The organism is Halomonas sp. THAF12, from assembly GCF_009363675.1.
Lineage (GTDB): Bacteria > Pseudomonadota > Gammaproteobacteria > Pseudomonadales > Halomonadaceae > Halomonas > Halomonas smyrnensis.
In genome coordinates this window covers 24,541-44,524 of the sequence record NZ_CP045399.1, presented here as the reverse complement: position 1 = coordinate 44,524, position 19,984 = coordinate 24,541, and the positions used below count along the sequence as shown (strand labels likewise).

Annotated in this window: 14 protein-coding genes and 1 other RNA gene; 12 read left to right on the top strand and 3 right to left on the bottom strand. The window is 67.7% G+C overall.

Features of this window, described 5'->3' with window-relative positions:
• Positions 1-95: 95 nt before the first annotated feature.
• Positions 96-1,433, bottom strand: coding sequence for a Xaa-Pro aminopeptidase (gene pepP, locus FIU88_RS00175; protein WP_152477733.1), 1,338 nt, complete (start codon positions 1,431-1,433; stop codon positions 96-98).
• A gap of 81 nt (positions 1,434-1,514) precedes the next feature.
• On the bottom strand, positions 1,515-2,102 hold the full coding sequence (locus FIU88_RS00170; RefSeq protein ID WP_152477732.1) for a UPF0149 family protein: 588 nt from the start codon (positions 2,100-2,102) through the stop codon (positions 1,515-1,517).
• Positions 2,103-2,255: 153 nt separating this feature from the next.
• Here FIU88_RS00170 and FIU88_RS00165 point away from each other — a divergent pair, with 153 nt between their 5' ends.
• From FIU88_RS00165 to FIU88_RS00155, 3 genes are all read left to right on the top strand, one after another.
• Positions 2,256-2,555, top strand: a complete 300-nt coding sequence (locus tag FIU88_RS00165; protein WP_016854149.1) for a cell division protein ZapA — start codon at positions 2,256-2,258, stop codon at positions 2,553-2,555.
• Positions 2,556-2,601: 46 nt separating this feature from the next.
• A non-coding RNA gene (gene ssrS, locus FIU88_RS00160) (6S RNA) lies at positions 2,602-2,786 on the top strand.
• Between the two features lie 8 nt (positions 2,787-2,794).
• Positions 2,795-3,427 (top strand): 5-formyltetrahydrofolate cyclo-ligase, encoded by a 633-nt coding sequence (locus FIU88_RS00155; RefSeq protein WP_152477731.1) that lies wholly within the window; start codon positions 2,795-2,797, stop codon positions 3,425-3,427.
• A gap of 504 nt (positions 3,428-3,931) precedes the next feature.
• Here FIU88_RS00155 and ilvA read toward each other — a convergent pair.
• On the bottom strand, positions 3,932-5,551 hold the full coding sequence (gene ilvA / locus FIU88_RS00150; RefSeq protein WP_272943082.1) for a threonine ammonia-lyase, biosynthetic: 1,620 nt from the start codon (positions 5,549-5,551) through the stop codon (positions 3,932-3,934).
• Between the two features lie 48 nt (positions 5,552-5,599).
• Between ilvA and rpiA the strand changes: the two genes are divergently transcribed.
• From rpiA to pelG, 9 genes are all read left to right on the top strand, one after another.
• Entirely contained in the window at positions 5,600-6,274 is a 675-nt protein-coding gene (gene rpiA / locus FIU88_RS00145) for a ribose-5-phosphate isomerase RpiA (RefSeq protein ID WP_152477730.1), read from the top strand.
• 229 nt (positions 6,275-6,503) lie between these two features.
• Positions 6,504-7,478: an NAD-dependent epimerase/dehydratase family protein gene (locus tag FIU88_RS00140; protein WP_152477729.1), complete on the top strand. Its 975-nt coding sequence runs from the start codon at positions 6,504-6,506 to the stop codon at positions 7,476-7,478.
• A 33-nt stretch (positions 7,479-7,511) separates the two neighbouring features.
• Positions 7,512-10,319, top strand: a complete 2,808-nt coding sequence (locus FIU88_RS00135) for a bifunctional glycoside hydrolase 114/ polysaccharide deacetylase family protein (RefSeq protein WP_253742635.1) — start codon at positions 7,512-7,514, stop codon at positions 10,317-10,319.
• Between the two features lie 28 nt (positions 10,320-10,347).
• Complete coding sequence (locus tag FIU88_RS00130; RefSeq protein ID WP_152477728.1) at positions 10,348-14,037, top strand: tetratricopeptide repeat protein; 3,690 nt, start codon at positions 10,348-10,350, stop codon at positions 14,035-14,037.
• Positions 14,038-14,052: 15 nt separating this feature from the next.
• Entirely contained in the window at positions 14,053-14,589 is a 537-nt protein-coding gene (locus FIU88_RS00125) for a hypothetical protein (protein WP_016854158.1), read from the top strand.
• Positions 14,590-14,596: 7 nt separating this feature from the next.
• Positions 14,597-15,958, top strand: a complete 1,362-nt coding sequence (locus FIU88_RS00120) for a PelD GGDEF domain-containing protein (protein WP_152477727.1) — start codon at positions 14,597-14,599, stop codon at positions 15,956-15,958.
• Positions 15,945-17,030, top strand: coding sequence for a HEAT repeat domain-containing protein (locus FIU88_RS00115; protein WP_152477726.1), 1,086 nt, complete (start codon positions 15,945-15,947; stop codon positions 17,028-17,030). Before FIU88_RS00120 ends, FIU88_RS00115 begins: the two co-directional genes overlap by 14 nt.
• Positions 17,027-18,604: a GT4 family glycosyltransferase PelF gene (gene pelF, locus FIU88_RS00110; protein WP_152477725.1), complete on the top strand. Its 1,578-nt coding sequence runs from the start codon at positions 17,027-17,029 to the stop codon at positions 18,602-18,604. The genes FIU88_RS00115 and pelF overlap by 4 nt, the downstream gene beginning before the upstream one ends.
• Positions 18,576-19,976 (top strand): exopolysaccharide Pel transporter PelG, encoded by a 1,401-nt coding sequence (pelG, locus tag FIU88_RS00105; RefSeq protein WP_152477724.1) that lies wholly within the window; start codon positions 18,576-18,578, stop codon positions 19,974-19,976. Before pelF ends, pelG begins: the two co-directional genes overlap by 29 nt.
• The last annotated feature ends 8 nt before the right edge of the window (positions 19,977-19,984 follow it).

The window sequence follows — 19,984 nt, the reverse complement described above, 5'->3', positions numbered from 1 at the left end:
TCCGGCGCTCATGCCTCGGCGCCGGGGCGCCGATTCACGGCCCATTTTTCATAATGTACGTTACGTAACGGTAATATTTTAGCGCTTGCTAACGGTTATTCCTTGACCATCAGTCCCTCGATATCGGCCACCCGCTTGGGCACGTCGGCGGTCAATACCTCGTGACCCGCCTCGGTCACCGCCACGTCGTCCTCGATGCGGATGCCGATGCCGCGATAGGCGACGGGTATGTCGTCGTCCTCGGGCACGTAGAGCCCCGGCTCGATGGTCAGCACCATGCCCGGCACCAGCGGACGCGGTTCGCCGTCCTGGCGGTACTGGCCGACGTCGTGGACGTCGAGGCCCAGCCAGTGGGAGGTGGCGTGGAGATAGAAGCGCCGCCAGGCCTCTTGCTCGAGGCAGGCGTCCAGCTCGTCCGGCAGCAGGCCGAGCTCGATCAGCCCCTGGGTCAGGTCGCGCACCACGCCGCGATGGATGGCGGCCAGGGTGGTGCCGGGGCGCACCGCCTCGATGGCGCGCTGCTGGGCGCCGAGCACCACCTCGTAGAGCGCGCGCTGCGCGTCGCCGAAGCGGCCGCCGACCGGGAAGGTACGGGTGATGTCGCCGGCATAGAGGTCAAACTCGGCGCCGGCGTCGATCAGCACCAGGTCGCCGTCCTGCAGCGCATCGGCGTTCTCGATGTAGTGCAGCACACGGGCATTGTCGCCGCCAGCGACGATGCTGGCGTAGGCCGGGCCGCTGCCGCCCTGCCACCGGAACTCATGCTCGAGCTCGGCCTGCAGCTGGTACTCGGCGAGCCCGGGGGCACAGGCGCGCATCGCCCGGCGGTGGGCCTTGGCGCTGACCGCACCGGCATGGCGCATCAGCGCCAGCTCCGCCGGACTCTTGATCAGCCGCTGCTCGTGCAGGCGCGCGGACACGTCGGCGAAGGCCAGCGGCGGCCGCGCGCCGCGACGGGCGCCGGCCTGCAGCTCGGCGCGGATCGACTCGGCCAGGTGCAGCGCCTCGCTGTCGTCCAGCGGCAGATAGAGGGCGGTGCGGCCGTCGAGCAGCGCGGCGAGAGCCTCGTCGCGCTCGGCGTTGCCGAAGGCCTGGTCGAGGCCATGCACGCGCTCGGCCCCTTCCGCGCCCAGCCGGCGCCCGGTCCAGGCCTCCATCTCCGGGTCGCGATCCTGGCAGAACAGCACGCTCTCGCCGTCCTCCCGGCCGGGCAGCAGCAGCAGCAGGGCATCGGGCTCGGGGAAGCCGGTGAGATAGTGGAAGTCGCTGTCCTGACGGAAGGCGTATTCGCTGTCACCGGAGCGGGTGACCAGCGCGGCGCCGGGCAGCAGCACGGCGGCATCGTCGGGCAGCGTGGCCATCAGGCGGCGGCGGCGTTCGCGGAATTCATCGAGGCCGATGGCGGCGGGGCGAGGCAGGATCTCGGGCGGCATGGCAGCTCCTGGGGCAGGCGGGAGCCCCGCCGGGCGGCGGGGCGGGCATCACGCGGTACCGGGCCGGCGGCCCGGGCCGTCTCAGTGCTTGGTGTAGGACTCGGGGTCGTCGACCTTCTCGACCTGCGGCTGGCCGGGATGCTGCTCGGTATAGAGCATCATGGCGGCCATGCGGGCGTGCTCGGTGAGGGCGAAGAGGTCGTTCTCGTTCTCCGGGTCGTCATCGAGGTCGGTGTCGATGGCGGCCAGGCCCTTGAGGTCGTCGACCGCCTCGCGCAGCGGCTCGGACCATGCCTTGCGCGGCGCATCGCCGGCATCCTCGATCACCTCGAGGAAGCCCAGGGTCCAGTCCTTCAGGCCCTGGGCGCGCTCGCCGAGGGAGAACAGGTCGTCGGGCAGCAGCGGCTCGTAGTTCATCTCGCTGGCCGAGAGCGCCTCGACGGTCTGGCGGCGCCAGCCCAGCAGGCGCTCGGCGGAGGGCTCGTCGCGGGGCTGCTCGACGCTCAGGTTCTGGCACACGACTTCCAGCCAGCCCTCGGCGCTGAGGTCGTGCAGCGCCAGCGAGGCGCACAGGCGGCCGTCGAGGAAGGCCGGCGACTGCATGCTGCCGTGCAGCAGGAAGGTGTCGGCGATGTCGGAGAAATCCTGGCGTTCGTTGATCAGAGACATGGGACCATCCGGTGCGAGGGCCGCGCGGCGCGTTGACCGGCCGCAAACGGCTCTCTTATAGTGACTTGACGTACGTATACCCCACGATGTTAACGCATCGGGCCCCCATGGCGCCGCACCCCGCGTGCTCCTCCGGGCCCGCCGGAGCCCCCCATGACCGACGCCTCGCGGCCCACCACCGAGATCACCCTGCTGGAGCGCCAGTACGTCATCGCCTGTCCGCCGGACGAGCAGGACAAGCTGGAGCGCGCTGCCCGCTACCTGGACCGCGCCATGCAGGGCATCCACGCCCAGGGCAAGGTGGTCGACCGGGAGAAGGTCGCCATCATGGCGGCCCTGAACATCACCCACGAGCTGCTCGAGACCCTCGAGGAGCGCCGCGCCGGCGAGAAGAGCCTCGGCGAGCTCAGCGCGCGCCTGGAGAAGGCGCTGGCCGACGCGCCCTCGCGCTAGAGGATTCTTCGCTTTGGACGCAGGCCTCGCTCTGCTAGGATAGAGGCGTTCCCTGGGGTGTTCGCCAGTCGTTAAGTCCCTCGAGCCTATGCGCAGTACCCAGGGGGCCAACAGCTAGTCCGGACCCGTGTGCATGTCCGTGCGACGGAAAGCCTGACGGTCCGGCTGCGGCCACCCACCTTGAACCACAGGGTTCAAGGGCCAGAATGACAGCGGCACTCTGGGGAACTCCTTTCTGCATGACCGATCTGCAAGACACCGCCGCCTGCACCGTGCGTGACGACGAGCGACGCGCCCTGCGTCGCGACCTCCGCCGTCGCCGTCGCCGGCTGAGCGCGCAAGAGCAATCTCAGGCCGCCCGGCGCCTGTGCCACCAGCTGCGGCGCCTTCCCGAAGTGCAGCGCGCAAGGCGCGTGGCCCTCTACCTGCCCAACGACGGCGAGATCGACCCGACCCGCCTGATGCCCTGGCTGAACGGCCGCGGCGCCCGCGTCCATCTGCCCGTGCTGCGTCCGCTTTCGCCTAACGCCCTGTGGTTCGTGCACTACCACGCCGGCACGCCGATGGTGACCAACCGCTTCGGCATCCCCGAACCCTGCACCCGTCACGGTGCCCATCGCGCCCGCCGCACGCCGGCCTGGGCGCTGGACCTGATCCTGATGCCGCTGGTGGGCTTCGACGACGACGGGCAGCGCATCGGCATGGGCGGCGGCTTCTACGACCGCACCCTGGCCTTCACCCGCGGCCGCGGGCCGCGGCCGCGCCTGATCGGCCTGGCCCACGACTGCCAGCGCGTCGAGCGCCTGCCGGTGGCGCCCTGGGACGTGCCGCTGGATGCCATCGTCAGCGACCGGCGCGTCGTGCGCCCCTGATGGCCTCGCGGGCCATTCCGGCATGAAAAAAGCGGCCGATGCCTGAGCATCGACCGCTTTTTTTCGGGAATCGTCCTGACCGCTGGCGCCTACTGGCCGACCAGCGCCTGGGCGTAGCCGGTCGCCACGACACCGATACCGAAGATCAGCACCAGGATCATGACCAGGTCGGGCTTGCGCTTCATCGTCGACTCCCTTCGATGTGACGGCGCCGTGTCCGGATGACGTTCCGGGCATCGGCTGACGTTGACTGCTTTCGACTATACGGCGTCGAGACCGCCGCGAAAGGCGCATTTGCCCCCTCGAACACCGTTTGTTCACGGTTTCCGGCCACCCGGCCGCGAGAGCAAGGCCGGAGGCCCGTCGGGGCCGCCTCGAGCGGGGCCACAGCCTAGCCGAAGCGCCCGAGCATGACAACCGTCATGCTCGGGAATGAGAGCAAACGGCGCTGTCATGGCCGAGCGCAGCGCGCAAGCAACCGCTCACTCACGCCGCCCGGGAGCGTCACGCCATGAACAGGCGATAGGCGGGGTTGTCCGACTCCTTCCAGTAGCGATAGCCGATCTCGTCGAAGTGCTCCTCGACGTGCCCGCGATCGTCCTCCGGCAGCTGCATGCCGACCAGCACCCGGCCGTAGGCGGCGCCGTGATTGCGGTAGTGAAACAGCGAGATGTTCCAGTCGTGGGGCAGGTGGGTGAGGAAGTTCATCAGCGCGCCGGGACGCTCCGGAAACTCGAAGCGATAGACCTCCTCGTCGAAGCGCTCCTGGGGGCGACCGCCGCCGAGGTGGCGCAGGTGCAGCTTGGCCAGCTCGTTGTCGGTGAGGTCCTCCACCGGATAGCCGGCCTCGCGCAGCTTGTCGATCACCGCCTGGCGATCCTCGCCGCCCGGCTTGACCTGCACGCCGACGAAGATGTGCGCCTGCTCGGGGTCGGCATAGCGATAGCTGAACTCGGTGACCATGCGCTTGCCGATGGTGCGGCAGAACTTCTTGAAGCTGCCCGGCCGCTCGGGGATGGTCACCGCCAGGATCGCCTCGCGCTGCTCGCCCAGCTCGGTGCGCTCGGCGATGTGCTGCAGGCGATCGAAGTTGGTGTTGGCGCCGGAGTTGATGCACACCAGGGTCTCGCCGCTGGCGCCGGTCTGCTGGATGTACTTCTTGAGACCCGCCAGCGACAGGGCGCCGGAGGTCTCGGAGACCGCGCGGGTATCCTCGAAGATGTCCTTCACCGCGGCGCACATCTCGTCGGTGTTGACGGTGATGACATCGTCCACCAGGTCGCGCATCACCGCGAAGGGCGCCTCGCCGACCTGGGCCACGGCCACGCCCTCGGCGAACACGCCGACCTGGTCCAGCACCACGCGCTCGCCGCGGTCCAGGGCGGCCTTGAGGCTGGCGCTGTCCTCGGACTCCACGCCGATCACCTTGATCTCCGGGCGCAGGTACTTCACGTAGGCGGCCACGCCGGCGATCAGCCCGCCGCCGCCCACCGGCACGAAGATGGCGTCCAGCCGGCCGGGGTTCTGGCGCAGGATCTCCACCGCCACGGTGCCCTGGCCGGCGATCACGTCGATGTCGTCGAACGGCGGAATGTAGGTGTAGCCGTGCTCCTCGATCAGTTCCTGGGCGTGGGCCGCGGCCTCGCCGAAGGCATCGCCCTTGAGCACCACCCTGGCACCCCGGGCACGCACCGCGGCGACCTTGATCTCCGGGGTGATGCGCGGCATCACGATCACCGCCTTGACCCCCATCTGCCTGGCGGCCATGGCCAGCCCCTGGGCATGATTGCCCGCCGAGGCGGCGATCACGCCCTTGGCCTTCTGCTCGTCGCTGAGCTGCGCCATCTTGTTGTAGGCGCCGCGAATCTTGAAGGAGTAGACCGGCTGGAGATCTTCGCGCTTGATCAGAATCTGGTTGTCGAACCGCTTGGAGAGAAACGGCGCCGACGAGATCGGCGTTTCCCGGGCGGCCTCATAGACCCGGGCCTGGAGAATCTTCTTGACGGTATCTTCGAGCATCCTGACATTCCGATAGTAGCGCGAGGGGCCGCGTGACGCGGCGCGGAGGGAACCTCTATTGGTAGCATTCGCGCCGGCACGGCGTCCAGCACGGCGAGGCGCCATGGCCTATAATGGCGCGGCATTTCCACCCTCCAGCCAGACGAGCACTCCATGACCCAGGACGAACTCAAGGACGCCGTGGCCGCTGCCGCCATCGACGAGATCCGCCCGCTGCTCGGGCGCGACGTGGTGATCGGCGTCGGTACCGGCTCCACCGCCAATCGCTTCATCGACCAGCTGGCCGCGCTGAGCAGCGACTTCCGTGGCGCCGTGGCCAGCTCCGAGGCCAGCGCCGAGCGCCTGCGCAGCCACGGCATCGATGTCTTCGAGCTCAACGAGATCGGCACCGTGCCCGTCTATGTCGATGGCGCGGACGAAGTGAACGCTCACCTTCAGATGATCAAGGGCGGCGGTGCGGCCCTGACCCGGGAGAAGATCGTCGCCGCCTGCGCCCAGCGCTTCGTGTGCATCGCCGACGGCTCCAAGAAGGTGAAGCGCCTGGGCGACTTCCCGCTGCCGGTGGAGGTGATTCCCATGGCCCGCTCCTACGTGGCGCGGGAGCTGGTCAAGCTGGGCGCCGACCCGGTCTACCGCGAGGGCGTGGTCACCGACAACGGCAACCAGATCCTCGACTGCTACGAGTTCATGATCGACGACCCGGTGGCCATGGAGGCGACACTCAATGCCATCGTCGGCGTGGTTACCAACGGGCTGTTCGCCGCCCGCGGCGCCGACGTGCTGCTGCTGGGCACCGACCAGGGCGTCCAGCGCCTGACGCCGGCCTGACGTCTCCTTGCCCAGGGCCGGATATCGCCCGGCCCTGCCCCATCTCTCATACTCCCCCACGAGAAAAACCACCACAGCATAATTAGCCATTACAGGCGGTAGCGGTAGGCCCGCCCTCTTATCCTGCACCCAATAGGTTAATTTCTGTAACTGAGTAACCTTTCAGTTACGGAGATGGCAGCGGCCAGAAGAAGCCGTACGCCATGACAACACGGGGGGGTAAGGGAACATGACGCAGTTCGCCCATCGGGTGCTGGTCACCGGCGGTGCCGGTTTCATCGGCTCCCATAGCGTCGAGTTACTGCTGGCAAGGGGGTATCGAGTGCGCGTGCTGGACAACCTTTCCAGCGGCAACCTCTCCAACCTGCCTCTGCAGAACAGGCGTCTGGAGTTCGTCAAAGGCGACATTCGCGATGCATCGAGCGTGGCACAGGCCATGCGTGACGTCAGCCTCTGCCTCCACCTGGCGGCTCAGGTGTCGGTCGTACGCTCCGTCGAGGACCCGGCCGCCTCGGCCAGCCACAATATCCTCGGTACGCTCAATGTGTTTCACGCCGCAGCGTCGGCTGGCGTCGAGCGCATCGTCTATGCCTCGTCTGCGGCCGTTTACGGCATCCCCCGATATTTGCCAATACGCGAGACACTCACTCCATCTCCGATCTCGCCCTACGGGCTGGAAAAGTGGGCGGATGAACGTTACGCAGAGTTGCTGCACACCTCTCAGGGTCTGTCGAGCCTGGGGCTGCGCTACTTCAATGTCTACGGCCCTCGTCAGGACCCGCAATCGCCCTATGCGGGTGTCATTGCACGCTTCCTCGACACGCTCCTGCTCGGACAGTCCCCTCGAATCTTCGGCGATGGCCTCCAGACTCGCGATTTCATCTACGTTCGGGATGTCGCGCGGGCCAACGTGTCGGCCCTGGAAACCGGACACCAGGGCGTCTGTAACGTGGCCACGGGGCAGCGCACCAACCTGTTGGGCTTGCTGGAGACTCTCGGCTCGCTGACCCATCACCCCCCCACCCTTCAGTTTTCGCCGGCCAGGCAAGACGACATTCGCGATTCGTGCGGGCATACCCAGCGCCTCGAGCAGTGGCTCGGCATACAGGCGGAGTGGTCGCTGGAAGACGGGCTCCACGCCCTGGTGTCCAGCACGATTCAGCAGCAGCCGGCCGATGCCATCACGACGACGTCTCATGGTTGAGAGAAGCACGGCACCGCGTGCGAGGTAGAAAAGATGCGCAACATCGTTGGGCTACTCTTCATCGCGATAGCGCTGACAGCGCTTCCTGACACCGCGCGTGCGGTCACCCCGGACGGCGCCTCTTCGCCCAGCGTAGCCTTCTACTACGGGAATGACGCCCCACTGGAGTTACTGGATCAGTTCGACTGGGTGGCGATAGAAGCGGCCAATCTCGCGCCCAGGCAGCGGGAGCGGCTGGAGCGCCATGGTACGCAGGCCTTTGCTTACGTGAGTGTCGGCGAACTCGATGCCTGGCGTCCCCAGCCCTCGCATCTTCCGGACTCGGTCCTCCTCGAGGACAACCCTCACTGGAACAGCAGGGTGGCCGACCTCACCAGCGACGAGTGGCAACGCTACCTGCTGGAGGAACGCATCCAGCCACTGTGGAACGACGGCTACCGAGGACTCTTCCTCGACACCCTCGACAGCTACCGGCTGTTTGCCCCGGAGGGCAGGGCCGCTCGGCGTCAGCAGCAGGCGTTGGTCGAGCTGATCGGGGAGATACGACAACGCTTCCCCGACATGAAGCTGCTGGTCAACCGCGGTTTCGAGGTCCTCGATCGCATTCATGGCGATATCGTCGGTATCGCAGCCGAGTCCCTTTATCGTCGCTGGAACCCGGCGACCGGCATCTACGGTTCGGTGCCAGACACGGACAGTCAGTGGCTGCATGATCAGCTGAGTCGGGCGAGGGACGAATACGGCCTGCCCACCATCGCCATCGATTACGTGCCGGCCGCCGATCGTGCGCTGGCGCGCCGGACCGCCGAGCGGATAGCGGCCGAGGGGTTCATCCCTTGGGTCAGCGTGGCGCAGCTTAATCAGGTGGGCGTTGGGCTCATCGAGCCGGTGCCTCGTCGCATATTGATGTTGTATGACAAGGCCTCTACCGAGGCGGGTGAGCTGGCCAACACCAATGCCCACCGTTACCTGGCCATGCCGCTGGAATATATGGGCTATGCGGCGGAGTATCATGACGTCAACGCCGCACTGCCCGACGACGTCCTGAATGGCCGCTACGCCGGCATTGTCAGCTGGTTCGATGGTCCGATCCCCGATGGACAACGCTACGCCGACTGGCTGCTCGAACAGATGCGCGATGGCCTGCGCGTCGTCATCCTGGGTGACCCCGGGATTCCATTGAATGGCGCCTTGGGCAACCACATGGGACTCATCGAGGGCTCCGAGCAGCGCCAGCTGCGCATCGCGGACCACGACGACATGCTGGGATTCGAAGGCATGCCTTCACGCCCCGCGCCTTATCAGCACGGCTATCAGACCACACGTGCCGACATCATCCCCCACCTGACCCTGGAGGCCCCGGGGGGCCGTTCCCTGTCCCCGGTACTGAGCGGGCCCTGGGGCGGGATCGCCACCTGGCCCTGGATCCTTCAGCAGGCCGGTGAGGCGCAGCAGCGCTGGATCCTCGATCCCTTTGCGTTCCTCGAGACCGCACTGGCCCTCCCAGAGATACCCGTACCGGACCCCACCACGGAGAATGGCGCCCGCTACTGGATGACACAGATCGACGGCGACGCCTTTGTCAGTCGAGCCGATTTTCCCGGCTCGCATTTCACCGGCGAACTCATGTTGACGGAGGTCCTGCAACGCTACCGGGTACCGACCACCGTGTCGGTGATCGAGGGAGAGTTCGGACCGCACAGCATGCATCCACATCTCCGCTCACAGCTGGAACCACTCGCCCGACGCATCTTCGAGTTGCCCTGGGTCGAGATGGCCAATCACACCTTCAGTCACCCCTTCCAGTGGGAAAAGCTCGACGAAGGCGATCTCGCCGGGCAGGGCGAGACCCAGACCGGCTTCAACTACAACCTGCCGATACCAGGCTACGCGTTCTCTCTTGAGCGCGAGATCGCCGGCGCCACGGCATACATCAATGACCACCTGGCGCCGCCCGACAAGTCGGTGTCCGTGGTGCTGTGGAGCGGCAACGCCTTGCCTCCGGAAGAGGCCCTTGCGCACGCCGAACGGATCGGCCTGCGAAACATGAACGGCGGCAACACCCACATCACCGACAGCTTCCCCACCTTGACCCGGGTGTCGCCCATGCTGCGTCCCCAGGGCGACTACCTTCAGGTATACGCCCCTCAGACCAACGAGAACATCTACACCAACCACATGCGCGGCCCCCTGTGGGGCTATCGTCGTGTCATCGAAACCTACCGACTGACCGATCGTCCCCGCCGGCTCAAGCCGATCGACATCTACTACCACTTCTATTCGGCGGCGAGCCCCGCCGCACTGAAGGCGCTGCAGCAAGTCTACGACTACGTCAGCACCCAGGAGACGCTCCCGGTCTATACCAGCACGTGGAGCGATGTTGCCAGCCAGTGGTACGACCTGGGTATCGCCCGCAGGCTCGACGGTGGTTGGCAGATCCGCGCCGCCACTCGGCTTCGCACCCTGCGCCTGCCCCGGGCCCTGGGCTGGCCGGATCTGGCAGCCTCCCGGGGCGTGGCCGGCGTCAGGGACACCGACACCGGGCGCTATGTCGCCTTGAGCGGCGCCGGTGATTCCCTTCTTCAGCTGTCACCACGGCCTCCCGAGACCCCCCACCTGAGGCTGGCCAACGGCCGTATCTCCCGCTGGGAGCAACACGACGCCAAACGCCTCTCGCTGCGCCTTGCCGCCGAACAGGTCTCCTTGCGCATCGAGCTGGCCGGCATGAATGACTGCGATATCGACGCCCCCGGTGCCAGACAGCAGCAGCAAGGCGACCGGGTGATCCTGAGCTACGCTGGGAGCCACTCCGATCGCATCGAGGTGTCCTGTGACGACTGATCCCCTTCGTTCCCGACACCGGCATCCCATGCGCGCCGGTCACCTGCTCCGGCCCTTGACCCTGCGGGGGCTGGGCATCCTGCTGGCGCTCATCCTGATCGGCCTCTTCCCGGCCCGCCACTTCCTGCAGCTCGGCGCCTCACCGGAGACTGCCTACGAACGCATGGCGATCCTCTACCATCAGGCCCTGCTCAGGGTCAGCCCCGACAACGTCGGACTGCGCCTTGCCCTGACCCGCCAGCTCATGGAGATCGGCGAGCTCGCCGCCGCACGCGAGACCTTGGCGCCACTGGGCGGCGACCACGACATCGACATCCAGTGGCTGCTGCTGGAGCTGAACTGGCAGGCCTACGCGGCCCTGCCCGCAGAGGCTCCCGAGCGGGCTCGCCACCTCGAGCGGCTGACCCGGCAACTCGCTGCGCTCGAGTCGCGCGATGATCTTCCACCACCGCACCTGGCCACGATCGCCGATCACTGGCTGGCAATCGGCCATCCCGCCCGCGCGGCCCAATGCTACGAGCAGCTGGCCGAGCGTGACTCACCGAAGGGCTACCACTGGTTGACCCAGGCCGGCTACTGGTGGCTCAAGGCCGGCGCACCGGAGCGCTCGGCCAGGGCCTGGCACCGGGCCTGGCAGATCGCCGGGAATGCCCCTCACGATCTCGGCTGGCTGGGGTGGGTGATCCCCGCGGCCCATGCCCAGCAGGATTCCCTCGGCTCCGAGGACCCGCCACGCCGGGAAGCCGCCCTGGCCGCCTTGACTGCCGCCGAACAGAGCGAGAGCGGCATCGGCGTGGCGTATGCACGGGAATATCTGAGCCACTATCCCGATGATGAAACGTTGCTGACGCTCGGGATTCGCCTGGCACTGGCTCATGACGAACCGGAACAGGCATTCGAATGGTCACAGCACTATCTCGATCTGCATCCCGATGACGTGGAAGCCCTCGATCGCCACGTCTCGATCGCCCTGGGCCTCGACCGTCTGGGGTCGGCCATCGAGGGCCTGGAGCGGCTGCAGCGCCTGGAACCGAATCAGCTCGACCACCTCAAGCGCCTCGCCCACACCCAGCAGTGGGCCGACCAACACCGGCAGGCGCTGGACACTCTGGAGCGACTGGCCCGGGCCAGCGAACGGGCCGAGCATGATCGCGAGGTCGTGACCCTCGCGCTGAGTCTGCGCTATCGCACCACCGCCTTGGCCGCCCTGCGGCGCCTCAACGAGCGCGGCGAACTGACGCCTGATGAGCGCCATCTGCTGGTCGACCTGCTCGATGCCTTGGGCGAGCCGGACGCCGCCATCGCCCAGATTCGCCGCTGGGAAGCCGCCGGCGACGGCGATCGGGAACTGCGCATTCGCCTGGCCACCTGGCTGGAACAGGTCGGCCGTCTCGATGACGCACAAGATGCCTGGGCCAGGCTAGCGGGGCATTCCGGGCTGGAGGTCGAGGCGACCCGCGAGCGGAGTCGCCTTCTGACCCAGCAGTGGCGACTCGACGAGGCCCTGACCGTCCTCGGCCGCATCGACCCCGACAGCACCTCGGCCATGGCCGACGAATACTGGCGCCAGCGCGCCGAGCTGGCCTGGCAGGTCGGCGATGCGAGGAGCAGCCGGCAGGCCTATCGGGCCCTGTTCGCCCGCCGTGGCCTGGAGAACGATGAGGCGACGCGCCTCATCCGCACCGCGGGAGACAGCGGCGACCTGTCGCTGGCCATGCGGGTGACTCGCGAGCGCTGGGAAGCCGAGCGCGACACCGACGCGATCATGGAGATGCTTGACCTTGCCCAGCGTGAGTCTCGTCCCGACCTCACGCGAGCGCTTCTAGCGATGGTCGAGCAGGATCCCGCCCCCCTGGCCGACTCGCCCCACTACTGGGGGGCCCTGGGCGCCCAACGGCTGCGGGAACGGGATGCTCCCGGTGCCGTCTCGGCGTACCGGGAAGCCCTCGCCCTGGCCCCCGGCGAGCCCTACCTCCGCGCCGGGATGCTCTATGCACTGGCCGCCGACGGGGAGCACGAGAGGCTTCGCCAACGCCTCGGCGAATGGGCCGCCGCCGCCCGCGGCCATACCGACCTGATGGCCGCCATGGCCAATGGCCATCGCCAGCTGGGGGAGCTCGACCGGGCATTGAGATGGTATCGCTCGGCAGCCCGGGGTGCGCCTCGAGATACCTGGCTCCGGCTCGATCATGCCGACACCCTGGCATTGACCGGTCACGCGGCAGCCGCCTTCCGGCTACGTCATCAGGCGCTGGCCGACCTGCTGCCCCAACTCGCGGCCAACCCGAACGCCTCGACGCAGCCGGGCCGTGACAGCCGGGAAGATCGGGTCCGGGCACTGGGCACGCTGACGACGCTGGCCGGCCCCGACAGCGGCCGGGGCTGGTACCACACCCTGCTGCTGAAGGCGTTCGACGACACGCCACCGACGGTGGAAGACAGCGATTGGCTGTTCGACGCCAACCTGGCCCTGAACCGGCCGCTGCACGCCCGCTACCTGCTGCTGCGGGCCCGCGACCTGGGGCATCGCAGCCCCGACTGGCAGCGCCTGTCGGTCGCGCTGGAGAAGAATGATCGCGCCACCCTGAAGCGATTGCTCGACGATGACGCGGCCGCCCTGTCCGCGGCCGACCGGCTCGCGGCCCTCCAGCGGCTCGACCGCCGCCAGGAAGCACTGGCGCTGGCCACCGACCTGACCGCCGCCGGCCATGACCAGCGAGCCGACGCCGTGGCGCTGGCCAACGAGCTGCCCCATCGCCTCGTCACTCGTGCCTCCCACGAGGAACTCGGCGACCTGAGCATCGACGGCGGCCAGCTGAGCTACGAGCGAGCCGGCGAACGCTGGTGGGGCAGGCTCGATCTGGCGAAGCGACGGCTGGATACCGGGCATCTCGATCTCGATGCGGACGGCCTGGAAGAAGAGAGCGTCGCAGGGCTGACCCTCGGCTGGAACGGCGCACGCAGCGATACCCGGCTGCAGCTGGGCGGCGTCGAGACCGACGACGACACCCGGGTCCAGCTCCGGCTCGACCAGCGCTGGCAGGCGACATCGCGCCTGGCGGGCGGCGTCTACGGTGCGCTGGGCCAGACCTCCGAGATCGGCGACCTGATGCGAGTACTGGGGGTCGAAGACCGAGTCGGCGCCAATCTCGAATGGCAGCCCACGGCCCGTGACGTCCTGTCGTTCGATGCCAGTCACCTGATCTTCCGCAGCCGCGAGGAGCATGAACGACTGGGCGACGGCATGCGCCTGGAGGCGGATTGGAGCCACGCCCTGGTGGCGGGCGCCAGCCGGCGGCTGGAGCTGCGCCTGATGGCCAGTCACGAGCAACACGATCCGGTGGACCAATTGCCCGAGGACACCGCCGCCCGCCTGCCCGCCGGCAGCACACCGGACCGGCTGCTCGACGACAGCAACACCTTCGTGGGCGTCGGGATAGGCATTGCGCGAGGCGAGCCGGGCCACGCCTACCCCCGGGTGGCCTCTCCCAGGCTGCGTTTCGACCTGGATGCCGGCTACCACATGCCGAACGACGAGTTCGCCATCAACACCACCTTCGCTGTCGGCTCCCGGCTGCTGGGCAATGACGAGCTGGGGCTGCGGCTCACCCTCGATCAGGGCACCGAACAGGGGGCAAGCAACAGCGACGACACGCGCTTCGCCATTGCCCTGACCTATCAGTACTTCCTGGGCCGCCAAAAGGCCGCCCGCCACTAGCAAGGAGTGATGCCCATGTCCCGCTCATTCGCTTCCTCACTGGCCATGGCGACGCTCATCGGTCTCTTCGCGCTCGGCGGCTGCGCCGTGACCGACGTGCACCGCTCGGCCCCCCTGGACCCCGATGCACGCTGGGCGCTGCTGCCGATCGCCAACCACTCCGAAACGCCGTTGGCCGGACGACGCGCCGAATCCGGCCTGACCACCCTGCTGCACCAGCATGGGGTCGCGTCGCTGACCCAGGCCCCCCACCCGCCTCCCTCGGGGCTGCTCGACCTCACCGGCGGCCATGACCTGCAGGAGGCCCTGAACTGGGCCCAGCAGCAGGGTATCCGCTACGGCGTCACGGGCTCCGTGGACGAATGGCAGTACAAGACCGGCCTGGATGGCGAGCCCGCCGTGGGCCTGAGCCTGCGGGTGGTCGACGTCAACAGCGGCGAAACGCTGTGGAGCGCCAGTGGCGCACGCAGCGGCTGGGGCTTCAGCACCACCAGCGGCGTCGGCCAGGAACTGATGGCCGATCTGGTCGACGAACTGCCCCTGGAGCGCTGAGGTGAATATGGCGACGCGTTTCGAGCACATCCCGGTCGAGCCGCCACCGCGCTGGCTACGGATGCTGGAGACCCTGGTCATCAGCCTGGCGATACCCGCGCTCGGCTTCATCCTGCATCCCGAGGATCCACTGCTGCTGGAGAGCGGAACGGCCTGGCTGCTGGTGGCGGGACCGCTGTTGATCGGCATTCGTTACGGGTTTGCCTTCGGCTTCGGCAGCGCCCTGATCAGCGTCGCCCTGATCGGCGCCGAGACCTGGTGGCGAACCGGGGCGCTGGTGCCGGACCAGGCGCAGGCACTGCCCAATGCCGTGGCGGTGGTGCTGGTGGGAATGCTGTCGGGCGAAATGGCCGACACCTGGCAACGTCGGCTGCGCCAGTTGGCCACCATCAACCACGATCAGGCCACCCGGCTCGACGAGTTCGTCCGACACTATCATCTGCTACGCGTCTCGCACGATCAGCTGGCCGAGCGCCTGGCCGCCAATCCGTTCACGCTGCGCGATGCGCTGCATCGGCTCGCCCAGCGCTTTCAGCATCTGGCCGAGCACGGAGCACCGCTCCACCACCACGGTAGCGAGATCCTCAGCTTCCTGGCGCTCAACGGCCGTATCCAGCAGGCGGCGCTGATTCGCCTCGACGAACATCATCGTCCCCTGAAGGAAGCACCGGTCTGCTACGGCGGCGGGGTCGGCATCGATCACCAGGACCCGATGATCCTCGCCTGCCTCGAGCAACGCGAGATGCTCTATGCCGGCAACGCCGTCGACCCCCAGCTACCCGAACAGGGCTCGCTGCTCGCGGTGGTGCCACTGATCGATGTGCATGAGCGCATCCATGCCCTGGTGGCGGTCACGCAAATGCCCTTTCTCGACTTCCATCGCGGACAACTGCATCTGCTGGCGGTGCTCGGCGCCCAGCTCGGCGACCTGCTTCACCGGGCCGAAGCGCGTCAGGGGCATGCCTCGCCCGCCGATCTATCCGCCAGCCTGGCCCGTTGGGTCGCCCAGGCCCGACGCAACCACCTGTCTTCACTCCTCGTCACCCTGGAACTCCCGGAGGCACTGGACGAGACGCATGGTCGGACCATCATCGACGAAGCCTTTGCCCAGCTGCGCGCCCTGGATCAGGGATGGGTGTTCGGCACGAGGCTGCACACGACCTGCTTGCATATCCTGATGCCGCTGGCCGACGAGCGGGCCGCCACCGCCTTTGCCGAGCGTCTCTGGCAGCGCCTGGAGACCCAGCTGCCACAAGATCCTCGCCAGGAAGGCGTACGACTTAGCCATCGGCTCATCGACGGCCACCGCTCGGCCAGGGCACTGCTGGACGGCCTCGACCTTCAGGAGCGCCACCATGCGGCGGCTTGACGCGCCACCGCGTTCTCCGCTGCCGGTGATCATCCCGTGGCTGCTCGCCGGGCTGACCCTGGAGGGCATCGCCGCCTACTGCCTGCTGCTCACTCCCGAACTGCTCTGGTGGCGCAGCCTGCCGCAGCACCTGATGGCCAGCCTGCTGCTCGCCGTCGGCCTGTGGAAGGGACTGCCGAGGGATATCGCACACCCCATGGCCGGTACGCTGGCTTTCCTGCTGGCCTCGCTGATCCTGCTGCCAGGCATCGGTGCCGTGGGGATCGCGCTGGGGGTGCTGCCCGCCCTGCACAGCGCTCGCCGCACCAGGCCGAGGGCCTGGCGCCCGCTTCCCATCCCCGACCTGCCCTTCCGCGCCGTCCCCCTGCCGGCCGCGAACGACCCCACCCTCCGCAACGGTCTGGGCAGCGTGCTGTCGGGCGTCGGCGATCCCCAGCAGCGTCAGCAGGCGATTCTGGCCTGTCGACACCTGCCCCGGCGGCAGGCCGTCCCTTTGCTACGCCAGGGGCTGATGGATGCCAGCGACGATGTCCGCCTGCTCGCATACTCGATGCTGAATGCCATCGAACGCGAACTGGATAGCCGACTCCTCGCCTTGACCCGGACCATCGAACAGGGCGACGACCCGGCCGGCCACCGCGCCGAGGCCATCTCGACCCTGTACTGGGAGTATGCCTACCTGGGCCTGGCGCAGGGCAGCACGCTGCGTTATCTGCTCGAACAGGCCCTGGCGTTCATCGACCAGGCGCTGGAGCATCGGACAACTGCCCAGCGCTGGCTGCAGCGCGGCAGGCTGTGCGCGACGCTGGGCGATGTCGCGGATGCCGAGCGTGCCTTCGCGCATTGCGAGCGCCTGGGGATGAACGACGACGACCTGGCACCGCATCGCGCGGAGCTGGCCTTCCGGCAGCGACGTTACGCGGAAGTGCGCCGGCAGCTGGCCCGGCTCAGTGCCGCCGCTGCCGGCGATCCCACCTTGCATCCGGTGGCCAGCTTCTGGCGTGTGGACGCCGCCCCTCGGGGCGACACGGCCACGACCGCCGCCCGGGAAAGACAGGAGGCATGGCGATGACGGACGGCTGGCCGACACTCAGGCGGCGCGCGCGCCCCGCCGACATCATCCTGTTGCTCGAGGGCACCTACCCCATGGTACGCGGCGGGGTCGCCGGCTGGGTCGACCAGCTGATCCGAGGACTGCCCGACCTGCGCTTCGCCCTGGTCTTCCTGGGCGGACGACGACAGGACTACGAGGGGATCCTCTATGCACGACCGGAGAACGTGGTGCACCTCGAGTGCCACTACCTGTTCGACGACATGCTGCGGTCCGGCACGCCGCGGCAACGGCGCGGCAACAGGCGCGCCTTCGCAGCCAGTCGCGAGCTGCATGAGACCCTGCGCGCTCCCGAGGCCAGTCCGGACGCCGCCCTGTGTCAGGCCGCTCGGCTGCTGGGGCGTATCGGGGGCCTGAGTCAGGACGACTTCCTGTACAGCCAGGCCGCCTGGGAGCAGATCCTCGAGCACTACCATCGCGACTACCCTGATCCTTCCTTCATCGACTACTTCTGGTCGGTGCGCAACATGCACACCCCGCTGTTTCTGCTCTCGCGCATCGCCAGGAAGCTGCCGCCGGGACGCTGTCTGCATGCCATCTCCACCGGCTATGCCGGCTTTCTCGGAGCCCTGGCGCACCACATCACCCGACGGCCGCTGCTGGTCTCCGAGCACGGCATCTACACCAAGGAGCGCCAGATCGACCTGGTACAGGCCGACTGGATACGCGACCCGACCGATCCCCTGACCCACGGCTTCCAGACCCATACCGGTTACCTGCGGCGCATGTGGGTTCGCTTCTTCCAGAGCCTCGGGCGCATGACCTACGCCTCGGCCTGCGGCATCACCACCCTCTACGAAGGCAATCGTCAGCGTCAGCTGCTCGACGGCGCCGCCGAGGACCGCACCCGCGTGATCCCCAACGGCATCGGCATCGAGCGCTTTCGCCCCCTGCGCGATACCACAAGGAGCGCAGGGCGGCAGGTCGTGACGCTGCTCGGCCGGGTCACGCCCATCAAGGACATCAAGACCTTCATACGCGCCATGCACCAGCTGTTGTCGCGCGTTCCCCAGGCCGAGGGCTGGATCGTCGGGCCGGAGAGCGAGGATCCCGACTATGCGCGCGAGTGCCACGACCTGGTGCAGCAGCTCGGCCTCGAGACGCGGGTGCGCTTTCTCGGCTTCCAGCGCACCGAGACGATCCTCGCACAGTCCCGCCTGGTGGTGCTGACCTCCATCAGCGAGGCCCAGCCCCTGGTGGCGCTCGAGGCCATGGCCGCCGGGGTGCCGGTGGTATGCAGCGACGTCGGCGCCTGTCGTGAACTGGTGCTGGGAAGCGATCGGTCAGAGCGACCCTCGGGGCGCATCGTGCCCATCGCCAGTCCCGGCGCCACGGCGGCTGCCATGGCAGAGCTGCTGGAAGACGACCAGGCCTGGCAACAGGCTCGGGAGGCGGGAATAGCCCGCGTCGAGGCGGAATATACCGAGGCGCTGATGCTCTCCCGCTACCGGCAACTCTACGTCGATGCCGGGGCACTGCCCGGTGACGGGAAGGAGACGAGCAAAGATGGCGGGGATCGGCTTCGAACTGCGTAGGCTGCTGCGGCAGGACAGTTACCTGGGGCTGCTGCGTGCCTACAGCTACGCGGGCATCATCGGCTCCGGCCCCTGGGTGTTGTCGATCCTGGCCGTGATGGCGCTGGGGATGATCTCGGCCTCGACCCGGCAGGGTGCCAGCGGTCACGTCACCGAGTTCCTGGTTTCGGTGACCTGGCTGGTGGCCGCGTCGCTGATATTCACCGGCCTGGTGCAGCTGCTGTTCACCCGCTTCGTGGCCGATCGGCTATTCGAGCACCACGCCGAGCGGGTGCTGCCCAATCTCTTCGGACTACTGACCCTGGTGACGCTGGCGGCAGGCACGCTGGGGCTGGCGGCGATGCCCGCCTTCGCCGGCACCGGCGTGGTCTATCGACTGGAGATGGCGGTCGCCTTCGTGCTGCTGAGCAACATCTGGTGCGTGGCTGTCTTCGTGGCGGGCGTCAAGGCCTACCATCAGGTGCTAGGCGCCTTTGCCCTGGGCTATGGCGCCACACTCGGCGCGGGCCTGCTGCTGCGCGACCTGGGGCTCGAAGGGCTGCTGGGCGGTTTCGTGCTGGGTCAGGGGCTGCTGCTCTACTGCCTGCTCTTCATGGTGATCCGCCACTATCCCAGCGAGCGGCTATGGGCCTTCGACCTCCACCGTCGGGGGCAACGCCATCTCTCGCTGATCCTGATCGGCCTGAGCTACAACCTGGGCATCTGGGTCGACAAGCTGGCTTTCTGGTTCAATCCCGACACATCCGAGTCCATCATCGGCCCGCTGCGTGCCGCGCCGATTCACGACCTCCCGCTCTTCCTCGCCTACCTCTCCATCGTCCCCGGCATGGCCGTGTTCCTGATGCGCATGGAGACGGACTTCGCCGAGCGCTGCAGCGCCTATTACGAGGCCGTCCGCGGCGGCGATACCCTCGACCATATCGAGCTGCTGCGCGGCCAGATGATCACCAGCGTACGACGCGGCATCTACGATATCTTCAAGGTTCAGGGCATCACCATCCTGGCCCTGCTGATGGCCGGGCCGACCCTGCTCGACTGGCTAGGCTTCTCGGCCTGGTATCTGCCGCTGTTCAATATCTTCCTGGTGGCGGTGGGCATCCAGGTGCTGTTCATGGCGATCCTCAACGTGCTGTTCTATCTCGACCGCCTGAGGCCGGCGCTGTGCCTGTGCCTGTTGTTCGCGGGAACCAACCTGGGGCTGACGATGGTGAGCCAACAGCTGGGGCCGGCCTTCTATGGCTACGGCTATGCCCTGTCACTCCTGGTCACCTCCCTGGTCGGCCTCGGCATGCTGGATCGCGAGTTTCAGCGCCTCACGTTTCAGACCTTCATGCTGCAGCCGCCTTGCCGCCCGCCCCGGGGGCGCGCCTGACGCCGAAG